Origin of the sequence: Sphingomonas sp. BK580 (genome assembly GCF_014194975.1) — a bacterium.
In the GTDB taxonomy this organism is placed as follows: Bacteria; Pseudomonadota; Alphaproteobacteria; order Sphingomonadales; family Sphingomonadaceae; genus Sphingomonas.
Genome location: NZ_JACIAY010000019.1, coordinates 13,415 through 38,648 on the forward strand (window position 1 = coordinate 13,415; position 25,234 = coordinate 38,648).

The 25,234-nt window shown below is 69.6% G+C and carries 25 protein-coding genes and 1 tRNA gene; 15 read left to right on the forward strand and 11 right to left on the reverse strand.

Translation table 11 applies throughout. The features are described 5' to 3' along the window. Positions 1-90: 90 nt before the first annotated feature. A complete protein-coding gene (locus FHY05_RS21635) occupies positions 91-1,473 on the forward strand; it encodes a methyl-accepting chemotaxis protein (RefSeq protein ID WP_183946514.1) in 1,383 nt (460 codons plus the stop codon). 257 nt (positions 1,474-1,730) lie between these two features. On the opposite strand, the gene FHY05_RS22850 is transcribed toward FHY05_RS21635, so the two are convergent. The 6 genes from FHY05_RS22850 to FHY05_RS21665 form a co-directional block, all read right to left on the reverse strand. Beyond that, on the reverse strand, positions 1,731-2,756 hold the full coding sequence (locus FHY05_RS22850) for a GGDEF domain-containing protein (protein ID WP_183946515.1): 1,026 nt from the start codon (positions 2,754-2,756) through the stop codon (positions 1,731-1,733). A 51-nt stretch (positions 2,757-2,807) separates the two neighbouring features. Further along, entirely contained in the window at positions 2,808-4,064 is a 1,257-nt protein-coding gene (locus FHY05_RS21645) for an HD-GYP domain-containing protein (protein WP_183946516.1), read from the reverse strand. A gap of 238 nt (positions 4,065-4,302) precedes the next feature. Further along, positions 4,303-4,695, reverse strand: a complete 393-nt coding sequence (locus FHY05_RS21650; protein WP_183946517.1) for a thioesterase family protein — start codon at positions 4,693-4,695, stop codon at positions 4,303-4,305. Then, positions 4,692-5,255: a DedA family protein gene (locus FHY05_RS21655; protein WP_183946518.1), complete on the reverse strand. Its 564-nt coding sequence runs from the start codon at positions 5,253-5,255 to the stop codon at positions 4,692-4,694. The genes FHY05_RS21650 and FHY05_RS21655 overlap by 4 nt, the downstream gene beginning before the upstream one ends. A 22-nt stretch (positions 5,256-5,277) precedes the next feature. Beyond that, the gene (locus FHY05_RS21660; protein WP_183946520.1) at positions 5,278-7,335 is read right to left on the reverse strand and encodes a S9 family peptidase; all 2,058 of its coding nucleotides are present in this window, start codon (positions 7,333-7,335) and stop codon (positions 5,278-5,280) included. An 83-nt stretch (positions 7,336-7,418) separates the two neighbouring features. Then, positions 7,419-9,059, reverse strand: a complete 1,641-nt coding sequence (locus FHY05_RS21665; protein WP_183946522.1) for a sulfotransferase — start codon at positions 9,057-9,059, stop codon at positions 7,419-7,421. Between the two features lie 56 nt (positions 9,060-9,115). On the opposite strand from FHY05_RS21665, the gene FHY05_RS21670 reads away from it, so the two are divergent. Further along, the gene (locus FHY05_RS21670; protein ID WP_183946524.1) at positions 9,116-9,370 is read left to right on the forward strand and encodes a hypothetical protein; all 255 of its coding nucleotides are present in this window, start codon (positions 9,116-9,118) and stop codon (positions 9,368-9,370) included. Positions 9,371-9,374: 4 nt separating this feature from the next. On the opposite strand, the gene FHY05_RS21675 is transcribed toward FHY05_RS21670, so the two are convergent. Continuing rightward, a complete protein-coding gene (locus tag FHY05_RS21675) occupies positions 9,375-10,457 on the reverse strand; it encodes a hypothetical protein (RefSeq protein ID WP_260181773.1) in 1,083 nt (360 codons plus the stop codon). Positions 10,458-10,464: 7 nt separating this feature from the next. Here FHY05_RS21675 and FHY05_RS21680 point away from each other — a divergent pair, with 7 nt between their 5' ends. The 6 genes from FHY05_RS21680 (at position 10,465) to FHY05_RS21705 (ending at position 15,999) form a co-directional block, all read left to right on the forward strand. Further along, on the forward strand, positions 10,465-11,757 hold the full coding sequence (locus tag FHY05_RS21680) for an aspartyl/asparaginyl beta-hydroxylase domain-containing protein (protein ID WP_183946526.1): 1,293 nt from the start codon (positions 10,465-10,467) through the stop codon (positions 11,755-11,757). A gap of 396 nt (positions 11,758-12,153) precedes the next feature. Further along, a complete protein-coding gene (locus FHY05_RS21685; protein ID WP_183946528.1) occupies positions 12,154-12,879 on the forward strand; it encodes an alpha/beta hydrolase in 726 nt (241 codons plus the stop codon). After that, the gene (locus FHY05_RS21690; RefSeq protein WP_183946530.1) at positions 12,876-13,610 is read left to right on the forward strand and encodes a tetratricopeptide repeat protein; all 735 of its coding nucleotides are present in this window, start codon (positions 12,876-12,878) and stop codon (positions 13,608-13,610) included. The genes FHY05_RS21685 and FHY05_RS21690 overlap by 4 nt, the downstream gene beginning before the upstream one ends. 221 nt (positions 13,611-13,831) lie before the next feature. Beyond that, positions 13,832-14,284 carry a VOC family protein gene (locus tag FHY05_RS21695; protein WP_183946531.1) on the forward strand — a complete coding sequence of 151 codons (453 nt, stop codon included), beginning with the start codon at positions 13,832-13,834 and terminating at the stop codon, positions 14,282-14,284. Beyond that, positions 14,284-15,003, forward strand: coding sequence for a hydroxyacylglutathione hydrolase (gene gloB, locus FHY05_RS21700; protein ID WP_183946533.1), 720 nt, complete (start codon positions 14,284-14,286; stop codon positions 15,001-15,003). The genes FHY05_RS21695 and gloB overlap by 1 nt, the downstream gene beginning before the upstream one ends. Positions 15,004-15,201: 198 nt before the next feature. Further along, positions 15,202-15,999, forward strand: coding sequence for a transglutaminase-like domain-containing protein (locus tag FHY05_RS21705; protein ID WP_183946535.1), 798 nt, complete (start codon positions 15,202-15,204; stop codon positions 15,997-15,999). A 203-nt stretch (positions 16,000-16,202) separates the two neighbouring features. On the opposite strand, the gene dapF is transcribed toward FHY05_RS21705, so the two are convergent. Beyond that, positions 16,203-17,144 (reverse strand): diaminopimelate epimerase, encoded by a 942-nt coding sequence (dapF, locus tag FHY05_RS21710; RefSeq protein ID WP_183946537.1) that lies wholly within the window; start codon positions 17,142-17,144, stop codon positions 16,203-16,205. A gap of 44 nt (positions 17,145-17,188) precedes the next feature. Then, positions 17,189-17,659: a DUF6456 domain-containing protein gene (locus tag FHY05_RS21715; RefSeq protein WP_183946539.1), complete on the reverse strand. Its 471-nt coding sequence runs from the start codon at positions 17,657-17,659 to the stop codon at positions 17,189-17,191. Between the two features lie 121 nt (positions 17,660-17,780). On the opposite strand from FHY05_RS21715, the gene FHY05_RS21720 reads away from it, so the two are divergent. The 4 genes from FHY05_RS21720 to FHY05_RS21735 are packed head-to-tail and all read left to right on the forward strand — an operon-like array spanning position 17,781 to position 19,579. Continuing rightward, on the forward strand, positions 17,781-18,314 hold the full coding sequence (locus tag FHY05_RS21720; RefSeq protein WP_183946541.1) for a LuxR C-terminal-related transcriptional regulator: 534 nt from the start codon (positions 17,781-17,783) through the stop codon (positions 18,312-18,314). A 52-nt stretch (positions 18,315-18,366) separates the two neighbouring features. After that, positions 18,367-18,630 (forward strand): hypothetical protein, encoded by a 264-nt coding sequence (locus FHY05_RS21725; RefSeq protein WP_183946543.1) that lies wholly within the window; start codon positions 18,367-18,369, stop codon positions 18,628-18,630. Between the two features lie 45 nt (positions 18,631-18,675). Continuing rightward, positions 18,676-19,182 (forward strand): hypothetical protein, encoded by a 507-nt coding sequence (locus tag FHY05_RS21730; RefSeq protein ID WP_183946545.1) that lies wholly within the window; start codon positions 18,676-18,678, stop codon positions 19,180-19,182. Next, positions 19,133-19,579, forward strand: a complete 447-nt coding sequence (locus FHY05_RS21735) for a winged helix DNA-binding protein (RefSeq protein ID WP_183946547.1) — start codon at positions 19,133-19,135, stop codon at positions 19,577-19,579. The genes FHY05_RS21730 and FHY05_RS21735 overlap by 50 nt, the downstream gene beginning before the upstream one ends. Positions 19,580-19,644: 65 nt before the next feature. On the opposite strand, the gene FHY05_RS21740 is transcribed toward FHY05_RS21735, so the two are convergent. Beyond that, a tRNA-Val gene (locus FHY05_RS21740) sits at positions 19,645-19,720 on the reverse strand. Between the two features lie 810 nt (positions 19,721-20,530). On the opposite strand from FHY05_RS21740, the gene FHY05_RS21745 reads away from it, so the two are divergent. From FHY05_RS21745 to FHY05_RS21755, 3 genes are all read left to right on the forward strand, one after another. Further along, entirely contained in the window at positions 20,531-21,685 is a 1,155-nt protein-coding gene (locus FHY05_RS21745; protein ID WP_183946549.1) for an acyltransferase, read from the forward strand. A 12-nt stretch (positions 21,686-21,697) separates the two neighbouring features. Continuing rightward, the gene (locus tag FHY05_RS21750) at positions 21,698-21,970 is read left to right on the forward strand and encodes a hypothetical protein (protein WP_183946551.1); all 273 of its coding nucleotides are present in this window, start codon (positions 21,698-21,700) and stop codon (positions 21,968-21,970) included. A gap of 260 nt (positions 21,971-22,230) precedes the next feature. Continuing rightward, the gene (locus tag FHY05_RS21755; RefSeq protein WP_183946553.1) at positions 22,231-23,310 is read left to right on the forward strand and encodes an acyltransferase; all 1,080 of its coding nucleotides are present in this window, start codon (positions 22,231-22,233) and stop codon (positions 23,308-23,310) included. On the opposite strand, the gene FHY05_RS21760 is transcribed toward FHY05_RS21755, so the two are convergent. Next, on the reverse strand, positions 23,291-24,655 hold the full coding sequence (locus tag FHY05_RS21760) for a hypothetical protein (protein ID WP_183946555.1): 1,365 nt from the start codon (positions 24,653-24,655) through the stop codon (positions 23,291-23,293). The two genes, FHY05_RS21755 and FHY05_RS21760, sit on opposite strands and share 20 nt — an antisense overlap. Positions 24,656-25,234 lie beyond the last annotated feature (579 nt).

A 25,234-nucleotide genomic window follows, 5' to 3' on the forward strand; every position in this document is an offset into this window, starting at 1 on the left:
TGTACTCGTCCGTTCCCGTTCCGGACGCAGATGGTAGAAGCCCGTTAACCTCAGTCTGTTAGCCAGCGACGACGACGGGAGGACGACGCGTTGACGCTCGATCAGACGATTGCTGAGGCGGCCCGCCGGTCGGGCGAGCTGGGACTGCGCACGCTCGACCTGCAGGCCGATATCGCCGAGCTCTCGACGCGGGTCACCGCACAGGCCGGCACGATCGAGCAGATCGGTCGGCAGACCGGCCAGTTCGCCGACGACGTCGACGAGGTCGCGGCGGCGGCGCGCAGCGCGCGCGAGCATACCGCCGGGGCGCACGCGGTGCTCGCCGACTCGCACGTCCAGGTCGAGGCGGCGACGAGCGACGTGGTCGAGCTGATCACCCAGGTCAGCCGCATCCACGAGAGCATCGGCGGCTTCACCTCGGCGCTGGAGGACGTCGCGCGCGTGACCGCGACGATCGACGCGATCGCCAAGCAGACCAACCTGCTCGCGCTCAACGCCACGATCGAGGCGGCGCGCGCGGGCGAGGCGGGGCGCGGCTTCGCGGTGGTCGCGGGCGAGGTCAAGAAGCTCGCCTCCGAGACCGCGGTGGCGACGTCGCGCATCACCGGCTCGATCGATACGCTGACCACCCAGGCCGACGCGATGCTGGAGAAGGTCGACCGCGGCGTCGCCACGGCGCGCTCGGCGCACCGCGGCACCAAGGACATCGAGGCGCTGGTGGCGCGGCTGCGCGGGCTGATGGACGGGCTGACCCGATCGAGCGAGGGCGTCGCCGACCGGATCGGCTCGATGGTCAGCGCGGTCGGCGAGGTCGAGGGCGGGCTCGGCGAACTGGCACGCACCTCGTCGGACAATGCGCAGGGGCTGCAGCGCCTCTCCGAGCGCGTGATGAGCGTCAGCGACGACACCAACGACCTGCTCCAGCGGCTCGCCGAGAGCGACGCCGACATGCCGGACCGCCCCTATATCCGCTTCGCGCTGGAGGCGGCGCGGCAGGTCTCGGCCGGGCTGGCGCGCGCCGTCGTCGCGGGCGAGATCAGCCGCGAGGTGATCCTGAGCGAGCGGTACGAGCCGGTGCCCGAGACCGACCCGGCGCTGTTCACCCATCCCGCCATGGCGCTGATCACCGCGCTGGCGCGGCCGCACCAGGAGGCGGCGCGTGCGCTGCCGGGCTTCTTCGGGATGAGCTTCACCGACCGCAACTGCTTCGGCGCGGTGGCGATGCCCGAGCGGTCCAAGCCGCAGCGCCGCGGCGATCCCAAGTGGAACAGCGAATTCTCGCGCGCGGGCGTGTTCTTCCACTTCCCCGATACCGCGGTACAAGTGAAGATCACCCAGCCGTTCTGCCTCAAGGCCTACCGCCGCCCGCTCGCCGCCGGCGGCGTGATGCTGCTCAAGCAGGTGATCGCCTCGATCAGCGTCGACGGCGCGCACTGGGGCGTGCTCCAGCTGGCGTATGAGAACCAGGGATGAGGCTGGAGTGAGCGGACGGGCACGCCTCCCCTGACGACGTGCCGTCGACTGATCCTCGCGTGCGAGAGGAACGCCGTCACCTCACCATCGTGTCGGGCAACGACCGTCATCCCGGCCTTGCGCCGGCGCCCATGCGCGAGAAACGACGCCGGCCGATGAGCGGCAGGAGGGATCCGGGCGCAAGGCCGGCATGACAGCGCTTCCCAGCGATACGCTCGTGAGCGAGCGACGTCCGCTCGCACGTCGTATCTCGGCCCCTACCCCGCGCAGACCCTGTTCTTCCCCGCGTGCTTCGCCGCGTAGAGCGCGAGATCGGCCTCGGCGAGTGCGGCGGCAGCGCCGTCCGCGCCCAGTGCCGCGACGCCGGCCGAGAAGGTGACGCGATCGAATGCCAGCCCCGTCTCCTGATTGACCAGCGAGCGCCCCGCCAGCCGCTCGCGCGCCACGTCAAGTCGCGCCACGGCCGCCGCGGGGGCGGTGCCGCGGAACAGGCAGGCGAACTCCTCGCCGCCGTGGCGCGCCACCAGCACGTCGCCGCCCAGCTGGCGCTCGAGGAAAGCGGCGACGAAACGCAGCACGCGGTCGCCGGCGGCATGGCCGAAGCGGTCATTGACCTGCTTGAAGTCGTCGATGTCGCAGAGCGCCACGGTCGCGGGCGAGTCGCCGGCGTCGAGCGCGCGCAGCGCCGTCTCGAGCGCACGGCGGTTCGGCAGGCCGGTGAGATGGTCGCGCTCGGCGGCGCGACGCGCCTGGCGCAGGTCGCGGCGCAGCGCGTCGGCCTCGCGCCGCGTGCGCTCGAGCTGCGCCTCGGCCAGCCGCGTCGCGGTGACGGCGTCCTGGGTGAGCGCGGCGATGCGCGCGATCGTCGCGGCGGGGTCCTCGGCGAGTCGCGCCGCCTCGCCCTGGAGCGCGCTGCCGAACTGCTCCGCGGTGCGGCGCGATTGGCCCGCGGCACCGAGGCACTCGGCGATGCGCGCTTCCAGCGTCTCGGCGATGTGCGCGAGCGTATCGGGGCCGAGCTCGGTCGTCTCCTGCCCGTCGGCGATCCGTGCCGCCGCCGCCTCGCTCAGCGTTCCCGTGGCGCGCAGCGCCTCGGCCACCGCGACGCTGGTGGCGACGTCCTCGCCCGACAGATAGGAGTGGACCAGCCCGTAGTTGCGCGGCGAGGGCGCGAGCCGGCTGGCGAACAGCAGCTCGCCGATCGAGTCGAACAGCCGGCGCCGCGCGGCGAGCCGCTCGTCGAGGCGCTGCGCCCGGCGTGCGGGCGAGAGCCAGTCGAGCACACGCCGCAGCGGTGCGGGCGCCGGAGCGGGTTGCGGGCGGACCGCCACCGCTCAGGCCCCCACCGCGCGCGCCACCGGCGTCGCGTCATCACGGTTGGCGGCGAGCAGCGCGGCGCGCATCCCCTCCCACGATACACCGAACCAATAAGCGCCGCGCTCGCTGCCCAGGATCGGGTCGCCCGCGGCGTCGGTGTTGACCTCGGTCAGCGGCAGGCGCGCCTGCGTCGGAATGTCGAAGAAGGCGCGTACCGGCGGCGCGGTCGGATCGTCGGCGCCGGCGCCGAGCACCAGTGCGAGTCGGTTCGAGCGCAGCCGCACCAGCGCGCCGGGCGGGTGGATGCCGATATGGTCGATGAACGCGGCGAGCAGCTCCGGGTCGAAATGGCCGTGCCACGACTGCATCCGCGCCAGCGCCTCGCCCGGCGCCCACGGGCGCTTGTACGGGCGCTGCGAGGTGACCGCGTCATAGACGTCGCACACCGCGCTCATCCGCGCCGCGAGGCTGAGCCGGTCGCCGGTGAGGCCGAACGGATAGCCGCGCCCGTCGACTCGCTCGTGGTGGTGCAGGCAGACATCGCGCACCACATCGGGCACGTCGCCGCCGAGCAGCAGCGCGTGGCCCTTTTCGGGATGGTGACGCACCACGGCCAGCTCGGCGGGGTCGAGGCGGCCGCTCTTCTCGAGCACCGCGCTCGGCACCGCCATCTTGCCGATGTCGTGGAGCAGCCCGGCGAGCCCGAGGTCGCTCGCCTCGTCCTGGGGCAGGCCGAGATGGCGCGCGAAGCCGATCAGCAGCGCGCCCACCGCGACCGAGTGGAGCCAGGTATATTCGTCCTTGCTGCGCAGCCGCGTGACGGTGAGCAGCGCGCGCTGGTCGCGCGCGACCGACTCGGTGATCGAATCGACCAGGGGGGCGAGCGCGCCGTGATCGATCGCGTGCCCCATGCGCGCGTCGGCGAACATGCGCAGCATCGCCGCGCGCGACTGTTCCACCACCTCGCGGGCGCGGTCGAGCTCGCTCACCGCGCGGCGGCGGGCGCGGGGCGGCGCGTTCGGGGTCGCCGTCACGGCCGGCGCGGCGATCTCGAGCGCTGCCGCGACGGAGAGCCGCTCCGACGCGGGCGCGAGCGGGCCGACGCCCTTGTCGGTGTCGATCACGATCTCGCCGATGCCGGCCTCGACCAGCTTGGCGACGTCGCGCGCGCTGGCGAGCACGAGGTGCTTGCGCCAGAACGGGCTCGCCATCCAGCCGCCCTCGACCGCGTGGACGTACATCCCGGGTCGCGCCGCGCTCGTCTTGATCGTCACCAGCACCGCCCGACCAGCCCCCCTGTTCCCGGCGAATCCTCGACCGGGGGATATGACGGCGCGGCGTTAATTTGGGTTTAGCGGGGCGCGTTGATCCTCCCCTCGCAAGGGGGAGGGCGATCACCGCGTGCCAGCGCGGTCGTGGAGCGAGATTTCGTCGCCGCGCGACGCTCGCGGAAGCGCCGCTCCACCACCGTCCAACGGTTCCCTCCCCGCCGAGCGGGGAGGATGAGAGGCCTCACCCCACGAACGGTGCCGCGATCTCCGGCCGGATGCGGAGCAGCCGCCCGGTCGCGCGGTCGAGCAGCGCCCAGGTGGTCACGCCCTCGACGCGGACTCGCCCCTCGCTGCCCAGGAAGCGGAAGTGGCGGTCGAAGCGTGCGCCGCGCGGTGCGCCCGGCACCCAGGTCTCGCCCGTGACGGTCTCGCCCGCGACGACGTTGCCGCGATAGTCGATCTCGTGGCGGGTGACGACCCACACGTGCGCCGCCTGCTGGTCAGCCGGCGCCACCGCCGCCCAGTGCGCCACCGCCAGGTCCTGGATCCAGCGCACCCACACCGCATTGTTGACGTGGCCGAGCTCGTCGATGTCCTCGGGCCGGGCGGTGACCTCACGGCGGAACGGCGTCATGACCGGCGACTCCTGATGCGGTGGATCAGCGCGATCGCGATCCCCGCCGCCACCACGCTCCCCGCGAGCCACCATAAACGCGAGTCATGCCGCAGCCGCCCCATCGCCGCCTCGAACGTGTCGCCGAAGGCATAGCCGATCGTGGTGAAGGTGATCGCCCACAGGATCGCCGACACCGCGTTGACCGCGGCGTACAGGCGCGGGCGGATCCCGGCTGTGCCGATCGCGATCGGGCTGATCGTGCGCAGCCCGTAGAGGAAGCGGAATACGAAGATGAAGCCGATCGGGTGCCGCTCCAGTGCCGCCATCGCCTTGGCGAAGGCGGGACGCGCGCGCGCGGCGGCGACCCAGCGGTGGTCGCGGAAGCGACGACCGGCGTAGAAATAGGCCTGGTCGGCGGTGAACGAGCCCGCCGCCGCAGCGGCCATCGCGCCCGCGAGCGGGAACATGTCCTGATGCGCCAGCAGCCCGCCCGCGATCACCGCGGCCTCGCCCTCCAGCGCGGCGCCGGCGAACACCGCCGCCAGCCCGTATTGCTCGACGATCGCCTCGATCGTCACGAGCCGCGGTGCCGATCGCGCCTCATGCCTCGACCCCCAGCTGCCACAGCACGAAGGCATGTTCCTCGGCCGCCTCGCGCAGGCTCTCGAACCGCCCCGACTTGCCGCCGTGGCCCGCGCCCATGTTGGTCTTGAGCAGCAGCAGGTTGTCGTCGGTCTTCGTCGCGCGCAGCTTCGCCGCCCACTTGGCCGGCTCCCAGTAGGTCACGCGCGGGTCGTTGAGCCCGCCCGAGATGAACAGCGGCGGATAGGCCTGGGCGCGCACGTTGTCGTACGGGCTGTAGCCGCGGATCAGGTGGAAGGCGGCCTCGTCCTCGATCGGATTGCCCCACTCGGGCCACTCGCCCGGCGTGAGCGGCAGCGTCTCGTCGAGCATCGTGTTGAGCACGTCGACGAAGGGCACGTCGGCGATCACCGCGCCCCACAGCTCGGGGTCAGAGTTGACCACCGCGCCCATCAGCTCGCCGCCGGCCGAGCGCCCCGCGATCGCGATCCGGCCAGCGCTGGTCCACCCGCCCGCGATCAGCCCCCGCGCGACGTCGACGAAGTCGGTGAAGGTGTTGGCGCGCTTCTCGAGCTTGCCGTCGTGATACCATTGCTGGCCGAGATCGTCGCCGCCGCGGATATGCGCGATCGCGTAGGCGAAGCCGCGGTCGAGCAGTGACAGCCGCCCGGTCGAGAAGCCCGGCGGGATGGCGTGGCCGTAGGCGCCGTAGGCGTAGAGGAACAGCGGCCGCGAGCCGTCGCGCGGGAAGTCGCGCGGGTAGACGATCGAGACCGGCACCTCGGTGCCGTCGCGCGCGGCGATCGTGAGCCGCTCGGTGGCGTAGCGTTCGCCGTCGTAGCCCGAGGGGATCTCCTGCACCTTGAGCACGGTGAGTGCGCCCGACGCGACGTCATAGTCGTAGACCGTGCCAGGCGTGACCATCGACTCGTAGCCGAGCCGCAGCACCTGCGTGTCATACTCCGGATTGTCGCCGATCCCGGCGGTGTAGCTCGCCTCGGGGAAGGCGATGCGGCGCGGCGCGGCGGCGGGATCGTAGGAATGGATCTCGATCTGGTCGAGCCCGTCCTCGCGCCCCTCAACGACGAGATAGTCGCGGAAACAGTCCACCCCGGTCATGTAGAAGTGCGGGCTCGGCGCGATCCGCTCGGTCCACTCGCCGGGCGCGGTGATCGGCGCGGTGACGAGGCGCCACATCGGGTCGGTGTCGTTGGTGTGGATGAAGAGCGTGTCGCCGTGCGAGTCGACGTCATATTCGCGCCCTTCCTGCCGCGGCGCGACCAGGATCGGCGCGGCGAACGGATCGGCCGCGGGGAGCAGCCGCACCTCGCTGGTGACATGGTCGCCCGTCGAGATCACGATCCAGCGGCGGTCGCTCGTCTCCCCCACCGCGACGCGATAGCCCTCGTCGTCCTCGTGGAAGAGCTCGACGTCCTCGCTCGGGTCGGTGCCGAGCCGGTGGAAGCGGGCGTTGTCGGTGCGCCACTCCTTGTTGGCGAGCCCGTAGAGGAAGCCGCTGTCGTCGGCGCTCCACACGATGTCGGAGAGCATGCCGGGGATCGTGTCCGCCAGCAGCGCGCCGCTGGCCAGATCCTTGACGTGGATCGTGAACCGCTCCGAGCCATTGTCGTCGATCGCGTAGGCGAGCTTCGTCGCGTCGTTCGAGATGGCGAAGGCGCCGAGACGGAAATATTCCTTGCCCTCGGCCAGCGCCGGCTCGTCGAGCAGCAGCTCGTCCGCGCCGCCGGCGATGGGGCGGCGCCACCATTTGCGATACTGGCCGCCGGTCTCGAACGCGGTCCAATAGAGATAGTCGCCGTCCTTCTGGGGGACGCTCGACTCGTCCTCCTTGATGCGCGCCTTCATTTCCTCGTAGAGCCGGTCGACCAGCGCCTGGTGCGGCGCCATCTGCGCCTCGAAATAGGCGTTCTCGGCCGCGAGATAGGCGAGTACCTCGGGGTCGGTCACGTCGGGGTAGCCCGCGTCCTTGAGCCAGGCATAGGGGTCCTCGACGGTGACGCCGTGGCGCGTGAAGGAATGCGCGCGCGTCGCGGCGACCGGGGGAGTGAGCGTCATCCCGCGCTACCTAGGGTGTGCGCAGGGGAGCGGCAACCGCGCGTCGCGGTTCACCGCCCTCCCGGCCCTGCCACGGATCACGCTCAGCTATCGAACCCGAAGCGCTCCACCCAGGGTTGCAGGATCGGCAGCACCGGCGCGAGCTGGTCGGCGTAGCGGCGCCACTGGCCGCGCCCGTCGAACAGCCCGCGGCGCACCTGGGTGGCGCTCGCCGTACGTACGCCGCGGCGCTGCGCGGTGCGATCGAAGCGTTCGAAGTCGTCGGTCCAGGGCAGGCCGATGAAGTCCGCCATGGCGCGAACCGTCGGTGCGAAATCGGTCACCAGCCGGTCGTAGCGCACGTCGTGGAAGGCGAGCGGCAGTGTGGCGCGCGCGCGCTCGGTCAGCGTCATCAGCGCGTCATAGTGGCGCGCGGCCTCCTCCAGGTCGCTGAAGGCCCAGGCTGCCGGGCTGGGGGTGAAGTTGATGCGGTAACAGCTCAGCACCACGTCGCGCGGGTCGCGCCGCATCACCAGCACGCGCGCCGCCGGGAACAGCGCGGCGATGATCGGCAGCCGTGTGCCGTTGAGCGGGTTCATGTCGACGAACGTGCCCGTCGTCGCCGCGCCCATCGCCGCGACACGCTGCCAGTAATCGGCGCGCAGCCGGTCGCGCAGCGCCGGATCGAGCGCGGCGAGATCGGGCATGGCGCCGTCGTTGCCGATCAGCGCGTCATCGGCGGCGGCCAGCGTGTCGCGCTCCTCCAGCGCGGTCACGCCCGGCGCGCTCGCCAGCACGTTCTCGACCAGCGTGGTGCCCGAGCGCGGGTAGCCGAGCAGGAAGACATGCGTCGCGGCGGCGCCGGGCACGTCGCCCCCGGGCGCCGGCGCGCGCGGCGCGCCGAGCTGCGCCGCGATCCGCTCGACGAAGGCGCGATGCGATGGCCGCCCCGGCCCAGGCGCGAGCGCATCGCGATAGACGTCGCGGAAGCTTCCCTGAGCGGCGCGGTAGCAGTCGAACGCCGCCGCGACGCGGTCCTGGCGGTCGAGCGCGTCGCCCAGCAGGGTCAGCGTGCGCGTCCGGTCGTCGCCGCGGACGCGGTCGAGCAGCGGGCGCAGCAGCGCCTCCGCCGCCGCGCCGTCGCGCGCCTCGAGCGCGACCGTGGCGAGCGCGGCGCGCGCGGCGGGCTCGTGCGGCTCGAGCGCGAGCGCCCGCGCGGCGTGGTCGCGCGCCTGGTCGCCGCGGCCGCGTCGCGCCGCCGCGTCGGCGAGACGGCCGTGCGCGGGCGCCAGCGCCGGGTCGAGCGCCAGCGCCCGGCGGTAGCTCTCGCCCGCCTCCTGCTCGCGCTTGAGCGCCTCCAGCGTGTAGCCGCGCTCGAGCCAGGCGGCGGCGTGGCGCGGCGCGGCGGCGACGACGCGGTCGAGCACCGCCAGCGCGTCGTCGTGGCGGCCTTCCTTGCGGAGCACCGCACCGATCGAGCCCGCGATCAGCACGTCGCCGGGGGCGAGCGCGAGAGCCTGGCGCAGCAGCGCGTGCGCGCCGCGGTAATCGCCGGCCTCCTCGCGCCGCCACGCCGCGAGGTTGAGCATCGTCGCGTCGCTCGCACCGGCGCTGAGCGCGGCCTCGGCCAGCGCCGCGGCGCCCGGCACGTCGCCCGCGGCGAGCGCGCGCTCGATCGCGGTGCGCGCCGCCGACGCGTCGCCGCGACCGGTTCTGGTGCGTCGCCGCACGACTCGGTTTGACATGGCTCGGCGCTCCGTCTTAGCCTCGTGGCTCAGCCGCATACGACAGGGCCAGGATCATGCACAGTATCGCCGCGCTCGCCCTCCTGCTCGCCGCCGCCGCGCCGGCCGACCAGGCCAAGAGCAGGGACGCGGGGGAGAAAGCGGCGGATCCGGCGGACAAGGTGATCTGCAAACGCTTCACCAAGACGGGCTCGCTCGTCGACAGCACGCGCGTGTGCAAGACCAAGGCGGACTGGCAGCGCGATCGCGACAATCTGCGCACCTCGACGAATTCGACGGCCTGTCAGCCCGGCGCCACCGTCGGGTGCTGACCGTTCAGCCGAGCAGCGGCGCCGGCGCGGCCAGCGCGATCCCGAAGGTTTCGGCGACCTCACCGGCCCAGCGCACCACCACCTCGATCTCGCGCGCGTGGAGCGCCGCGGCGTCGCGATGCTCGGCGGCGCGGGCGGCGGCGTCGAAGGCGTTGCCGAACTTGGAGTGACGCGTGAACGCCGGCCCCGCGACGATCGCGTCGAGCGCGGCGTCGTCGAACCGTAGCCGGTAGAGCGTCGCGAGCGCCGCCAGCGCCTCGCGCGGGCGCGCCATCAGCGTCGCGCTATCGAGCGTGCGCACGCGCGACGGCCCGAAACGCTCGACCAGCTCGGTGAACAGACGCTGCTGGCCGAGCCAGCCGAGCGCGGCGACCTGCAGGTCGGTCAGCGCGAGCAGCTCGCGCGGCGCATAGCCGAAGCGCGCCAGCCCGTCGTCGAGCATGCCGGTGAGCAAGGTGCGTACCCACAGCCGCCCCTCCAGCTCCTTCTTCGCCACCGAACCGAGGAAGGTGGCCAGCGGCGCGTAGAGTAGCAGCGCGGCGCTCTCGGCCCGCAGCGTCAACACCGCGGGCGCGAAGCCGTTGGCGATGGTGGAGGGCTTGACCACCACCGCCTCGCCCGGCGCGAAAGGGCGCGCCAGCAGCGTGAGCGTGTCGTCGAGCACGGTCGCCAGATCGGGGCCGGGATCGCCGCGGCGGCGCCAGCCGATCAGGTCGTTGAGCACCGCTGGTTCCTTGAGCCCCATCGCGGCGCCGGGCCGGTCGAGCGCGCGCGCGAGCAGCGTCGAGCAGCAGAAGGCGGAGTGGAAGATCCAGTGCAGCGGCGCCGGCGCCGGCGCGGCCGCGCGCGCCTCGGCACGGCGGACCACCAGCGGCGCCGCGCTGTCCTCGGGCAGATACTCGTCGGTGAGGAAGGTAGCGGCGCGGTGCGTCTCGCGCGGCACGCGCCGGAGATGGAAGGCGTCGTGCCCCGGATCGTAGCGGTGCGCCAGCCAGGTCGCGTCGAGCAGGGGGAGAGGGGCCGCCGCCATCGCCGTGCTGTGCGCCGGCACGCGCGCGATTGTCCAGTCGCCGCGATCGGTTATCATCCATGTTATGAACCAGGGCCGATCCCAGCAACAGCTCGCCGCCGCGCTCGCCGCGCGCGACGCCGGCCGCCGCGACGAGGCGGTGCGGCTGTTCCATGCCGCGGTCGCCGACGGCGCGGAGCATCCGCTGGCGCTCAACGCGCTCGGCGTCGACTCGCTCGCACGCGGCGCCTTCGCGACGGCGGCGGACTGGTTCACGCGCGCGATCGCCGCCGATCCGGCCGCGCCCGAACTGTGGATGAACCTGGCGCGCGCGCATCGCTCGCGCGACGACGCCGCGGCCGAGCGCGCCGCGCTGGAGGGCGCGCTCGCGATCGACCAACGCCACTTCATGGCGCTGGTCCGGCTCGCCGAGTGGCACGAGCGCGCGGGCGAGCGAGACGAGGCGGCGGAGCGCTGGGGCAACGTGCTGACGATGGCGGCACTGCTCGATGAGCGCTCGCCGGCGATCGAGACCATGCTCGAACACGCCCGCGACTATGTCGCGAGACAGCGCGCCGGCTTCGCGGCCACGGTCGACGCGGCCTTGGCGCCGGCCCGCGCCGCGCTCGCACCGGCCGCGCGACGCCGCATCGACGCCTGCGTCGACCATGCGCTGGGCCGGCGCCAGATCTACGCCAACCATTGCGCCGGGCTGCACGTCCCTTTCCTGCCCGCCGACGAGTTCTTCGCGCGCGAGCTGTTCCCGTGGTTCGACCGGCTCGAGGCCGAGACCGCGACGATCCGCGACGAGCTGCTGCGCGTGCTGGCCGAGGATGCCGACGCGCTGCGCCCGTACGTCGCGATGAAGCCGGGGACGCCGCGGAACAAATGGTCCGCGCTCGACGGTTCGCTCGCGTGGGGCGCGCTCCATCTGTGGCGCGACGGCAAGCGCGACGATTCGGTCTGCGCGCGCGTGCCGCGCACCGCCGCCGCGGTGGAGGCGCTGCCGCTCTCCGACCTGCCGGGGCGGACGCCCACGGTGTTCTTCTCGATCCTCGCGCCGGGCGCGCATCTGCCCGCGCACACGGGGGTGAGCAACGCGCGCGCGATCGTCCACCTGCCGCTGGTGGTGCCGCCCGACTGCGGCTTCCGCGTCGGCGGCGAGACGCGGCGTTGGGAGGAGGGGCGCGCCTGGGCGTTCGACGACACGATCGAGCACGAGGCGTGGAACCGCTCCGACCGGCCGCGCGCGATCCTGATCCTCGACGCCTGGAACCCGCATCTCACGGCCGAGGAGCGCGCGCTGCTGCGCCAGTTCTTCGCCGTCACGGCTGGCGCGCCCGAGCGCGAGATGGCGCGGCTGCGCGTCGGCGATTGAGGATGCGCGGGATGCGTCGTTCGCGGGTCGTGCGGCGAAAGGCGGTGATGTGCAGTGCCCCTTCACCAGGCGCCCTCGCGCCTTCCTCGTCACTTCCGCCCCCCTACCTTCGTTCTCGCCCCTCACCCGTCCACCTCGTCCCCACCCGTCGACCTCGCCCCCACCCGTCTACCTCGTCTCCACCCGTCATCCCCGCGGAGGCGGGGATCCAGACGCGCGGACCTGTCGATGGAGGCGCGACGTCAGCGGATCTGGATGCCTGCCTTCGCGGGCATGACGAAGGGGCGGGAGCGCGGAAGAGAATGAGCGGAGGGCGCGCAGTCCTGCCGCCCACCCGCACGCGACTCAACTTCCCCTGCCTTCGCAAAGCGCTGTGCCGCGTCTAAGCCTGCGCACATGAGCATCGTCACGACCGCGCCGAAGCGCCCGCGCCTGGCCTACCACCATCACGCCGGCACCGCGCCGACAGTAATCTTCCTCCCCGGCTATGCCTCCGACATGAGCGGCACCAAGGCGCTCGCGCTCGAGCAGTGGGCCAAGGCACGGGGTCAGGGCTTCCTCCGCTTCGACTATGGCGGCTGCGGCGCCTCCGAGGGCAAGTTCGAGGACCAGTCGCTCGCCGACTGGCGCGACGACGCGGTGGCGATGATCGACCATGTCGAGGGGCCGGTGGTGCTGGTCGGCTCGTCGATGGGCGGCTGGGTGATGCTGCTCGCCGCACTGGCGCGCCCCGCGCGCGTCGCGGCGCTGGTCGGCGTCGCCGCCGCGCCCGACTTCACCGATTGGGGTTTCTCGCAGGACGAGAAGATGTACCTGCTCGAGCACGGCCGGCTCGAGCGCGCCAACCCCTATGGCCCGGCAGCGACCGTGTACACCCGCCGCTTCTGGCAGTCGGGCGAGGCGAACCGGCTGATGTCGGGGCCGATCGCGTTCGACGGGCCGGTGCGGCTGCTGCACGGCCAGGCTGACCCGGACGTGCCGTGGCATCGCTCGGCGCGGCTGGCCGAGCTGATCCGTTCGCCGCACGTTCAGACCTGGCTGGTCAAGGACGGCGACCACCGCCTGTCGCGCGAGGACGATCTCGCGCTGCTGATCCGCGCGGTGGAGGATGTGGTGCCATGATCCCGCTCGCCGCGCTGCTGCTCGCCGCCGCTGGCCAGGCCATGACGCCGCCCGGCGTCAGCGGCAGCGACCCCGCCGCGGGCTGCGTCGCCGAGACCCGCAGCGACCCCGCCGCGGCCGAGGCACGCGCGCGGCGCGGTGGCGCGGGGTTGCGCGCGTGCCTCGCGCTCGCACTGGCGGCGCAGGACCGCTACGCCGAGGCGGGGGCGACCTTCGCCGAGGCGGCGCGCGGCGCCGAGCTCGCGCACGACTCGCACGCGGCGGACTATTGGGCGCAGGCGGGCAACGCCTGGCTCGCAGCGGGGGACGCCGCCAAGGCGCGCGGCGCGCTCGACGCCGCGCTGGCGGCCGGGACACTGGTGGAGCTGCAACGCGGCGAGGCGCATCTCGACCGCGCCCGCGCGCTGGTCGCGCTGGGCGACGCCGCCGGCGCGCGCACCGACCTCGACCAGGCGCTGACGACCGCGGGCGACGACCCGCTGGCGTGGCTGCTCTCCGCGACCTTGGCGCGGCGCGGCGGCGATCTCGGCCGCGCGCGCGCCGACATCGCGCAGGCGCTGCGCCGCTCGGCCGACGACGCCTCGGTCCAGCTCGAGGCCGGCAATATCGCCGCGGCGGGCGGCGACGCCGATCGCGCCAAGGCGGCGTGGCAGGAGGCGGCGCGGCTCGCACCCGATTCACCGGCGGGCCAGTCGGCGGCACAGGCGCTGACTCAGTTCGGCGGGAAATAGGCGGGGCCGACGCCGAGAAAGCATCGCCGCCGCGTCGCCCGCACCTCTGACCACCCCGGCGGGCGCCGGGGCTTAGTCGGGAAGGCGATCGTGAGAGCCGCCGATCTCACCCACCTGGACCCCGGCGCACGCCGCGGCGGTTATGACGTGGGCGAGGCTGGCCTGGTCAGCGAACGTCCGCCCTCGACCCACAGCTCTCCGGACGACGAACGGAAGGTAGAATGACTCAATATCTCCACACCATGATCCGCGTCAGCGACCCCGACGCCACGATCGCCTTCTTCGCGCTGCTGGGCCTCACCGAAGTGCGGCGGATCGACAACGAGGCGGGGCGGTTCACGCTGATCTTCCTCGCCGCCGAGGCGGATAGAGCGATCGGCGAGCGCCGCGTCGAGGTCGAGCTGACCCACAACTGGCCGCCCGCGGACGGCAGCGCCGCCGAGGTCTACACCGGCGGCCGCAACTTCGGCCATCTCGCCTACCGGGTCGACGACATCTACGCGACCTGCCGGCGGCTCGCCGACGCCGGGGTGACGATCAACCGCCCGCCGCGCGACGGTCATATGGCGTTCGTGAAGACCCCCGACGGCATCTCGATCGAGCTGCTCCAGGCGCGCGCGCCGCTCGCCCCGGCCGAGCCCTGGGCGTCGATGCCCAACACGGGGACGTGGTGATGCTCGAGATCGTCCGCGTGCCGGTGCTCAAGGACAATTATAGCTGGCTGGTGCGCGCCGAGGACGGCGCGGTGGCGGTGGTCGATCCGGGCGAGGCGGCACCGGTGCTCGACGTCGCCGCGGCGCGCGGTTGGACGATCGGCCAGGTGTGGATCACGCACTGGCACCCCGATCACACCGGCGGCGTCGCGGCGGTGCGGGCGGCGACCGACGCGACCGTCACCGGTCCCGAGGCGGAGCGCGCCAAGATCGACCCGCTCGACCGTGGCGTGCGCGAGGGCGACTCGCTCACGCTCGGCCAGCATCGCGCCACCGTGCTGGAGGTGCCGGGCCATACCGCGGGGCATGTCGCGCTCCACCTCGCCGACGACGCGGTGATCTTCACCGGCGACACCTTGTTCGCGCTCGGCTGCGGGCGGTTGTTCGAGGGCGACGCGGCGCAGATGTACGCCAACATGCGCCGCTTCGCCGCGCTGCCCGATTCGACCGCGGTCTATTGCGGCCACGAATATACGCAGAGCAACGGCCGTTTCGCGCTGACGGTCGAGCCGGAGAACGAGGCGCTGGTCGCGCGCATGGCCGAGGTCGACCGTGCGCGCGCCGCGGGCGAGGCGACCGTCCCGACCACGATCGCCGCCGAGCGCGCGACCAACCCTTTCCTGCGCGCGCCGGACGTGGCGACGTTCGCGCGGTGGCGCGCGGCGAAGGACTCGTTCTGAGCGGCTAACCAGATCCTCCCCGCCACGGGGAGGGGGATCATGGCGCAGCGATGAGAGCGGGCATCCGCGAACGTTGCGCCGCGTGGAGGTCCCCCTCCACCACCCGGCTGCGCCGGGCGGTCCCCCTCCCGGCCTGGCGGGGAGGATCTGAGGACGTGCCCCTCGCATGTCCCGCCCCGCGCCCCCATCTCAGCGGATATGACCGACGATCTCCTTCGCCTCGGCCTGATCGACGAGGACGATATCGTGCTCGACGAGGCCGCGCTGCTGCTCGCCCTGCTCGACCACCCTGACGCCGACCCCGCCCCCGCGCACGACCTGCTCGAGGCGATCGCCACCCGGCTCGACGTCACCGGCGCCGACGCCGAGACCTCGCTCGAGCGCGCCGACGCGCTCGCCGCGGTGTTCGCGGGCGAGTTCGGCTTCCTCGGCGACTCCGCCAGCTACGACGACCCCGCCAACGCCGACCTGCTCCAGGTGCTCGAGCGCCGCCGCGGCCTGCCGGTGAGCCTGTCGATCCTCTACGTCGCCGCCGCGCGGCGGCTCGGCTGGAGCGCCGACGTGCTCGACGTGCCCGGCCACGTGCTGGTGCTGATCGAGGCCGAGAGCGAGCCGGTGATCGTCGACCCCTTCGCTGGCGGCGTCCGCGTCGGCGCGGAGCGGCTGTCGGCGCTGCTCGAGGCGGCGCGGCCGGGGCGCGCGGTGACGCACGTCGCCGCCATGCCCAACCGCGCGGTGCTGGTGCGGCTGCTGCAGAACCAGGCGGCGCGTGCCGAGCTCGCCGGCAAGGGCCGCCGCGCGCTCGAGCTGTACCAGCGCATGACGGTGTTCGCGCCCGACCAGCCGCACGGCTGGTGGGAGCGCGCCCGGCTCGAGCTGGTCGACGGCGATCATGAGAGCGCGCGCCGCAGCCTGGGCGCGATCCTCGAGATCACGCGCGACACCGAATTGCGCGGCAAGGTGACCGACCTGCTGGAGCAGCTCGGCGGGGAGTGACGGGTGTTCGGCTAGGAACGTGCCGCGTTTCCTCACTCGGTCGAGATGGCGCTGGATCGGTCCTCCTCTGCGAGGGGACGTGGCGCGCCCAGCGCGTCGAAGGGGTGTTACGGCTGGTGAGGTCAGGTGGCGTCACCGGTGACACCCCCCGTCAGCCCTGCGGGCTGACACCTCCCCTCACACGGGGGAGGACAGGACTCGACCTACGCCGCCTCGACCACGCGCGCCCAGGCGGCGATCTCGTCCGGATGGTGGCGCTCTACCACCAGCTCGCCAGCGACGCCGCGCGTCGGATCGACCGTGACGCTGCCTTCCCACTCCCACGTGGCATTGCCGTGGAGCGTCACCATCGCGTCCGCACCGGCGCGCGCGCGCACCAGCCCGCCGCGATTGTACACCGTCAGCGCGCGGTCGAACGCCACTCGCCCGGTCAGTCCCGCGGCATAGCTGGAGGCCGCCATCGCGCTGCCGCAGCTGTCGGTCAGCCCGACGCCGCGCTCGAACGTGCGGACGTACAGCCGATCCTCCCCGCGCAGCTCGACGAAGGAGACGTTGGCGCGGTTCGGCAGCCACGCCGGCGCCGCCTCGCACGCCTGCCCGACCGCGACCAGTTCTTCCTCGTCGACCGTGTCGACGAACGCGACGAGATGCGGGTTGGGCATCGCCACCGCGGTGAAGGCGCGCGCGCTCGGCAGCGGCGGCACCCGCGCCTCGACGATCCGCGCCGGCGCGTCACGCAGCGGCCAGGCGGCGGCGTCGAGCGAGGCCGGGCCAGCGGTCTCGGCGACGGTGTAGACGCCCGGCGCGAGCTCCTCGACGCGCGCCGCCTCGGCGTAGCTGGTCTTGAGCCGCACGGTGGCGCGTTCCGCCCCGATCGCGGCGAAGCCCGCGCGCGCGGCACAGCGCAGCCCGTTGAGGCAGGTCTCGGCCTCGCTGCCGTCGCTGTTGAACATGCGCATGCCGAAGGCGGCGCGATCGTCGCCGCGGGTGAGCAGCAGCAGCCCGTCGCCGCCGACCGGGCCGGCGCGGTCGGCGAGCGCGCGCGCCACCCCCGCCCAGTCGGTGCCGTCGAGCGCGGCGTCGCGCGCGTCGATCAGCGGGAAATCGTTGCCCGAGCCATGGCATTTCACGAAGCGGAACCGCATCGCGCCTATGTGTCCGCGCGCGCGGCGCGGGGCAAGGGGCGCGATCACGGCAGGCGGTAATGGTCCGCCAGCCGGTCGAGCGCGAGCGACAGCACCAGTCGTCCGCTGCGCGCCGGCCAGCCGAGCGCGCGCTCGCTGTCGGGCAGAGACTCGCCCGCGCAGACCACGCGCCACAGCACGTCGGCCAGCCCGCGCCCCGCGGCGCCCACCGCCGCGTCGAAGCGGCGCTTGGCGGCGAGCTGCGCATCGCTCGGGTCGGGCGCGGTGCCGCGGCCGTAGTCGACGCGCGGCGCCCAGCGCATCGTCACCGACGGCGCGAGCTGAGCGCGCTCGTAATCGGCGCGGAGTCGCTCGCCCGCCTCGGCCTGGCGCTGGTCGACCAGCCCGCGTGCGGCGAGCCACGCCAGCGGCGACTCGCGCCGGTTCACCGTCACCGTCCGCCCGCGTCGTGCGCCGTGCACCACCGGGCCGCGCCGCCCGCGCGCGTCGATCACCTGCTCCACCAGCTCGCGCATCGTCCGTCCCTCGTCCGTGAGTGAGGGCGCGGGCGTGGCAGATGTTGGAGGGCGTAGGACAGCGGCGCCCGCGTCGCGGCGCGGCCCGTCGCGGCACGCGCGGTGCATCTTGGCTAATGACTTGGTTCGCGAGCTAAACCACATCGAGATCATGTCGCCGGATCGATTCGCGAAACTGACGACCCGGCAACGGGAATGCCTCCGCCTCTACCATCAGCGCTATCGCGTGAAGGAGATCGCGCGCGCGCTCGCCATCTCGGAGAATACCGCCAGCGGTTATCTCACCGAGGCGACCGCGCTGCTCGGCGTCGGTGGCCGCCCCGCCGCGGCCGCCGCGCTGGCCGCCTATGAGGCGGCCCACCCCGATGCGAGGGGTCGCTTCTCGGTGGGAGATTCCACCCCCCTGCCCGCCGAAGAACCGTCTTCGCCGGGCGATGACGTCCCGGCACCGGCCGCCGCGGCGGCGACGGGAGCACAAAGACACGTTCCCGCCGCACCATGGCTGCCGTTCCGCAAAGGGGATGGTAATGACCTCACTGTCGCACAGCGCCTCTTCTGGCTCGGCGCTATCATATTCGGCCTCGTCACCGGCTTCGGTCTTTTCGCTCTCTTCGTCCGCACCCTCAGCGACGTCGTCGCTCAGCTCGCGCGGTGAGTTCCCCTCGGTCGAGGTCACGGCGGTCGCCACGCTGCTGCGCGAGCTCGAGTTGCTGCAGGACCGCGCCTTCGCGGTGTGCGGCCGGCTCATGGCCGCGCTCATCGACGCGCGCGTCGAGCAGAATATCGCGCCGATCGTCGGCAAGTCGATCCGCGCCGGGATCAGCGACGTCGCGGTGCAGATCAGCGGCGCGCAGGGCGCCACCGCCGACGTCCACCGCCTGCTCGAGGCGCTGGCCAAGGCGCGCGGGCTCGACGTGCGGCTGTACGGCGATACCGACAAGCAGGATCCCCGCCCCGGCTTCACCGCCTGAGCCGCGGCGGATCGAACGTGATCAGATCATCTGGGAATGCGGCCGATGACGCGAGTCCTCGTCTTCGCCGCGGTGCTGCTCGGCACCTGCCTCTATGCCTTCCGGCGCGGCGGCGCGCCGGAGCGCTGGGTGGCGGCGCTGCTGCTGACGGCGGCGATCGCCTCCTACCTGCTGCCGCACGTGCGCGGTTACACCTACTTCCACGTCGAGTGGCAGCGGGTGGCGATCGACACCGCCCTGCTCGCCGGGCTGGTGGCGGTGAGCCTCGCGGCGGACCGCTTCTGGCCGCTGTATCTCACTGCCTTCCACGCGCTCACGGTGATGACCCACGGCGTGCGCGCCTACGACCCGGCGGTGCTGCCGATCGTCTACACGCGCGTGGCGGCGTGGCTGGCCTATCCGGGGCTGCTGCTGCTGGTGATCGGCGTGGCGCGTCATCACCGCCGGCTGCGCGCGGGCGGGCGCGAGTTCGACTGGACCTTCCAGCGGCGGAGGGCGGCCGATGAGGCACGAACCTGCCACGCGCGAGGAGCTGGGCTGCGCGATCCGTGAGATCGAGGCGCTGCTCGAGCGACTACGCGCCAAGGAGGCGCAGCAGCCGGCGCCCGCGCCCGGGCTGCTCGAGCGCGCCGAGCTGATGTACCAGGAGCGCCGCTCGCGCGACCGGCTGTTCGGCACCGACCTGTTCGGCGAGGCCGCCTGGGACATGCTGCTCGACCTCTACATCCACCACGGCCGCGGCGCGCTGGTGCCGGTGTCGAGCGCGTGCATCGGCGCCGCGGTGCCGCCCAGCACCGCGCTGCGCTGCCTCGGCAAGCTCGAGGCACGCGGTCTGGTGGTGCGCCGCGCCGACGTCGACGACCGCCGCCGCTCGCTGGTGACGCTCAGCGCGAAGGGGTTGCGGATGATCGAGCTGTACCTGGCGAGCAGCTGGGTCGGGCTGGGGTGAGAGGGGCGCGGTAGCGCGCGCTTGGGTCGGGCGGGCGGCGGCGGTCGACGTGCGGGGGTCGGCGGTGGTGGGCGCTGACGGGTTCGAACCGCCGACCTACTCGGTGTAAACGAGCCGCTCTACCAGCTGAGCTAAGCGCCCGGCGCGAGGAAAGCCTCGGGAGACCGCCGTTGCTCTCCCCTCTACACGCCCGGCGACGATGAACAAGAGGGAGCGAGCGGGTCGGGGCTAAAAATTCGGAGATGCTCTTTAACGGCCGATACGGCTATAGGATCATGGTCAATCAGAACGGGAAGGAGCGCGTCCCAAGCTGGGTTAACATCGTTATTCGTCCCTAATGATCGCGGCTTTCACCGGCCTTACTCTCACGGCTGCGGCATTTCCTTAGTCCGAGCTGATAACACCTTTTGATCCCGCTAGTCTCTCCGGTGTTTCTGGCGATTCCATATCAGCGCGACTGCCCATTGGGGAGGCCACACTTTAGTATCACCGTGACGCTAGTATTACCTAAACCCAGGCTGTAATCGGCAAATTCGACCCGACAGAGTTTTGTTGGTTTTCGTCTTCAACTAAGCAAAGCATGTGCATCAGAGTTCCAGCTTGCAGGGGCTTGGCGTGGTTCGCAGCTCCTGTCCCGCTCGCGAGTGTGCACGTGCGGCTCGCAGGCTTCATCGCACGAGGTAAAGAACCACGCGGCCGCTCAGAGGATCTCCGCGACCGAGCACCATCCTGGATAGGAAGTTTCTCGAGATTCCCGGGGTTCGCCAGCCGCCGCGCGCAACGAGCGCGGCACAGTGATGATTAAGTCCGCGATGAGCGCAAGCTAAGCGCACATGGCTCCTGTTTGACGCCCGGCTGCGCCGCCGAGCTAGACCGTAGCAGCCACGTCATAGCTCCTAGCCACCGCCTTCATAGGCAGCTAGGGCCGGTAAGCCGTGGCAGGAGAATCGCATGACAGCCCATACTGATACCCTGTCACAAAACCCGCTGACGCAGGCCGAGCTGGCGTCTGGCCCAGCTCTCGCCAAAGTCACCTTCGAAGGTGTACAGATCCTGCGCGGCGTCGCTGCGTCAATGGTTGTCTTTCACCACATGTGCACCGTCGTGACAACGCTACACCCTGGTCATAGTGCGATAGCGACTTTCCGCCGCCTGGCCGACCTCGGCGCAGCCGGCGTTGACATTTTCTTCTGCATAAGTGGCCTTGTCATCGCTCATTCCGCGCGAGCGATGCCCGCTGGTGCTGCAAAGGCGCGCACCTTCGCATGGCGACGCCTGTTGCGTGTCATGCCGCCGTACTGGATCTTCACGTCAGCTTTTCTCCTTCTATGGCTTGCTGGCATCGCCTTCCGCGGCCTGATTGTGACACCCAGTCTCGTCGTCGCCTCGTTCCTGCTCATCCCGTGGCCTAAGATGACCAGAGGCGGCCACCTGTCCCTTCATCCGATCCTGGATCCGGGCTGGACGCTGACATTCGAAATGTATTTTTACGCGGTTTGCACCGCGGTGATCGCCGTCGCCGGCGGGCGCTGGATCTGGCCGTGGGCGCTCGCCATAATATCGGCGATCGCAGTAATCTGCATCGTAAGCGGCGGTCGAGACACGATCGCCGCGTCGGTCCTCGCGTCGCCGCTGCTGTTGGAGTTTATGGCGGGAGTCGGTTTGGCACATCTAGTCGCAGGACGAACCTCTCTGAAGCTCGGCTGGACTCTAATAGCGATCGGCACACTCGGATTTCTCACTACGATCTGGTTGCGAAACCCGATGAGTTGGCGCGTGCTTTGCTGGGGTGTGCCGGGCGCGCTTCTCGTCGCGGGGGCAATCCTGCTTCCGGTCAAGCTCGAAGGCCGCATCATTCGCTTTTTCGGCTTCCTCGGTACGGCGTCATACACAATTTACTTGGTCCATCCTTTCTTCACTCTGACGGCCGGCACTTTGCTGAAGCGCGAAGTTGGTACCAACGTACCAGCCGACGCACTCCTGATCGTGATGACGATTGTTGCCGTGCTCGGGTCATCCCTAACTTACTTATTTGTTGAGGGGCCGTTGGTTCAGTTGCTCGCTTCGCGGTCGCGCACCGCCGCTCTTGCGAGGAAGACGCTCTGATTTCTCCTTCGCGTGACAAGTTTTAATGTGAATACGCGGGCGAACAGCTCGCCTGAACCTGCCAATTTAGGCGCCCAAAACAGTGGTGAATACGATATCTTCCCATCGGCTCATCAAGCTTCCGGTATGCACGTGCTGGTTAAGGGCGGATGCTTAAAAGCCGCTACAGCAACGATCTGGCCCGGCCAGCAAGTTCACGCTCGCGCTCTCATCACGATCGCGCAGGAAGATAAGCTGTCCGGCTTTCATTTAGCTCGTGCAGCAAGCGGGCAAGTATCGGCGTAACGTACCACGATGAGTGCATTCTTGAGTTCGTTGCGTGGGTCGCAGGCCTGTTCGAAACAGTGCTAAGGAAGAATGTGGGGGCCGCAGCGGACGACGCGGTAGAGAAGGCAGGCGATCTCATGTCGGCAGACGGCGACGAAAGGCTTAGGTATCTCACAAGCCTAAACTGTGACGCCTTTCATGATTGGATAATGCCTAGCCGCCAGCTTTGATACGCAGGCATATGAAGAGCACCACTAAGTCTCAAGCGAGCGCAAAAAATGAAAAATACCGGAAAGGTGGCTGACGAATATAGGCTGCCAAGTAGATTTGCTACTCTCGAGGCAGGTAGATTCGTTGCCGCATTCGGCGTAGTCCTGTTCCATGCGAGTATAACCACGGCTCTTCCAAAATATCTTGGCTTCTTTGCGATGCCGATTTTGGCTGGAGGATTTTCCGGCGTAGAGTTCTTTTTTGTCTTAAGTGGATTTGTGATTGTTCTTGCTCACCGACGTGAGCTTATTAAGGATAATAATAGTCTAGCTATATTGAAGGAATTCGCCTGGAAAAGGTTTTCTAGGGTTTATCCGGTCCTTTGGGCGCTATTGTTAGTTCTAGTTCCGGCGATGCTGATGATACCTCAGCTTCAATGGCGTCCACCTGTGACGCATATTGACATTCTAACTGCTTTTACGATCGCCCCTGTGCCGGTTGAGCGCATTCTCGCAGTCGAGTGGACTCTGCGCTATGAAGTTCTTTTCTATGGTGTCGTTGGCCTCGCTCTCTGGAAGAGAAAACTTGGTGTCGCAGCCATTAGCGCTCTTATAGTTTGCGCTACAGCGAGCTTTATCTTCAAACCCGGCGGTTTGGCTGCGTTCTTTATAGCACCGTACCATTTGTTGTTCATAGCTGGCGGTTCTATAGCTTTTGCCGCAGCGGCCAAGCCGCTTCGCGGTGGGCGTATTATCTTGACGACAGGAGCGGCGATATTTCTGTGGCGTCTTGCGGTATGCGCAGCGCACCCTGAGCAGCGAGCTGCTACTTTCTGGGACACGGCGTTTTTCGGGGCGGGCGCAGCGTTGATCGTCTATGGCCTCGTCGCCCTTGAGACCCGCCGTTCTTTTCGAGTACCATCTTGGACGCTTTATCTCGGCAAGGCGTCTTACTCTATCTACCTAGCTCACTTCCCCGTGGTGTCGCTCGCGGCTAAACTGGGTCTATTGGTTGGCGGACGCAGCGCTCCGCTCTTGTACGTGGCCGGAATTGCCGCAACCTCAACGGCCGCCGGCGTGCTCTTCTTTGAGGTTGTGGAAAAGCGCGTTGCGGCGTTCCTCCAAAGGATCAAGCCGCGGTTCCGCTAGCTTTGTCACGCGCTCGATGCCCCCGGCGCTTTTTGACATAAGCTGCGGAGCGCGAAGGCTGCCGCCCAACGGCCAGCCCGACCACCATCGCGGTGAAAGTCGCCTCGATAACATTGGCAGCGGTGCCGACGCCGAGCATCGCGATGATCATAGCAAATTCCCGTCTACCTCGCCCCCCCGCATCAATCGCGCGCTGCCCGCCCCTGAAGATTAGGTAGCCGATCGCAATCGAGACGGCGCCAAACATGACAATAAGATAGACGGCCAGATTGTCAGCCGAGTTAGCCGTGTTCGGGTCGACCATCGCCATCGGACCGCCGATGCCACCAAGCCCCCTCCCCACGAGCCAGCTCGCTGGATTACTCCAATCGACCAAGCCAATCGCTTGCGGCCAGGTGTTCAGCACGCGATCGGCCAACGATGAGTAGCTTGGGCCCTCACCAACTCCTTGGGGATATATTTGCTTACCGTAGGTTATGGAAAGCAGGGGCCCAGCAAAGATAAGCATGACCCAGAATGCCAGCAGGATCGTCGCGAGTGATTTCCGCTTGGCGCCATCGTTCGCTTGGATGCGTCCGATCGCAGCGTATGTGACGGGCAGCGCAAGCATGGCGAGCAGAACAGACTTCGAAGTGGTCAAGTATATCGCGTAGCATCCCGCCGCCCAGCACAACGCCTTCTTAAAAAGCGTCTTACATTCATGCTCGGCAGCACAGTAGGATATAATAATTACGGCTGACGCCATGTAACTCGCTTGCGAGAAGCCGGCCAGTCTCGCCCGTCCGCCGGCCGACCACTCTCTTGTAGCCTCGCGCTGAACTCCCATTACCTCGTACGTACTGTGAGCCCAAGGGAATTCAATGATGCTACTCAGAACGACGCCGACAACCGAAACGTAGAAAATGGGCACCATGGCGCGGATCATACGATCTTGCATTCCCCGCTGCGTCACAGCCATCGCAACGAATATAGCTGTGCAGATGTATAGAGAGAACAGAACAACGCCGATTGATCTTCCAAGTGATATCGAGATAAGCACTTCTAAAAAAAGAAATGCGAGTACAACAAATTGAGATGTTGATGTTTGCGGATCTCCGACCCGCGCCAGCGTGTTCGCCAATAGCGACACGAGGCCGACGACAAAAGGCAGATAGGCAATAGGCGCCAACCCGATCGGCCCGAGAATGCCCCGCACCATGCCGCCGAAGGCATTAAAGCAGAGGTACAGCACGGCTGAAGTGATCAGCCCGAAGCCGGCAAGGCGGTCAAGCTGGTTATGCGGCACTAACTCGCCAGGTTGCCGTTCTATAGCGAGGATTCCTCGCATCAAGGGTAAAAGGGCCACGGCGCGTTCCTTTGATCACGTTTACGCCGTGAGGTAAGGGATTCATTGTTGCGGCGCAACGCGGAGGCGCGAAAGTGACCCAGCCCTTACGGTCTGGTGGCCGGGTTCGATCGATGCGCGACGCGCAGCCGAGCTCTCCGACCTGGCAGGGAAGCGTTCAGCGATGCCGAACGCCGTCAAGGCTGGCTGAACGCAGCGCGTCATCAGCGGCAGCGGCCCGCGACCTCGAAGCCACCCATGAAGCCCTCATCGACCGCTTGATCAACGCCAGAGCGCTGAACGGCAGGCGCGCTCTCATACACATGCCAAAGCGACTCGTCGGCGTCCGACGTAACGAGCAGCTGCGGAGGATGACATGGGCGAGATACCTTGAGGCTTGGCCATCAATCAAGAGAAGGGTATCAGGTTACCGCTCAGTCCGCCAGCTCGGAGTGCCATCGGGAGGAGCGATCGGTTCAGCCAGCAACTTACAGCGCTGATGTTTTAGAGCGGTTTCCGATCAGTCTGCATCGTAACCGGCGTTGGTGAAGTAGTTGGCGCACTCCTGTGGTGGGTAGAGGTCGAGGATGCGGCCGATGG